Annotated in this window: 1 protein-coding gene; it reads right to left on the bottom strand. The window is 24.5% G+C overall.

Going from position 1 to position 547, the window contains the following annotated elements; genetic code table 11:
- Positions 1–547: tRNA 2-thiouridine(34) synthase MnmA (gene mnmA / locus LDP10_RS03145; RefSeq protein ID WP_265197276.1), on the bottom strand; the 547-nt coding region annotated here is incomplete at both ends.

A 547-nucleotide genomic window follows, 5' to 3' on the forward strand; every position in this document is an offset into this window, starting at 1 on the left:
GAGCTACAACCAAAGAATTAGTTAACAAATTTTTGTTCACTACATACCATGCTTGATTGTTTAAATTCTTTATGCCACCTATTCTTAAACCTTTTCTTTGTCCTAATGTATAAAACATTAAACCATTATGTTTACCTATTTTATGACCTTCAGTAGTAATTATCTTTCCTGTTTTTTTTGGAAAATAACAACTCAAAAAATTGTTAAATTTTTTAGGAGAAATAAAACATATTCCTGTAGAATCCTTTTTTTCTGCTACGCTTATATTTAATTTTTTAGCAATGTTACGTACTTGTATTTTTTTTAATTTACCTACTGGAAATAAAATTTTTTTTATTTTTTCTGTATTTAAAGTGTATAAAAAATAACTTTGATCTTTATTACCATCGATACCTCTTAATAATCTTATTTGATTGTTTATAATTTTAGTACGAACATAATGTCCTGTAGCAATAAAATTTCCTTTAAGTATTTTCAAAGCAAACTCAAAAAATACTTTAAATTTTATTTCCTTATTACACAAAATATCCGGATTAGGTGTTCGTCC

It is taken from the genome of Buchnera aphidicola (Pemphigus obesinymphae), assembly GCF_026122815.1.
In the GTDB taxonomy this organism is placed as follows: Bacteria; Pseudomonadota; Gammaproteobacteria; order Enterobacterales; family Enterobacteriaceae; genus Buchnera_C; species Buchnera_C aphidicola_BJ.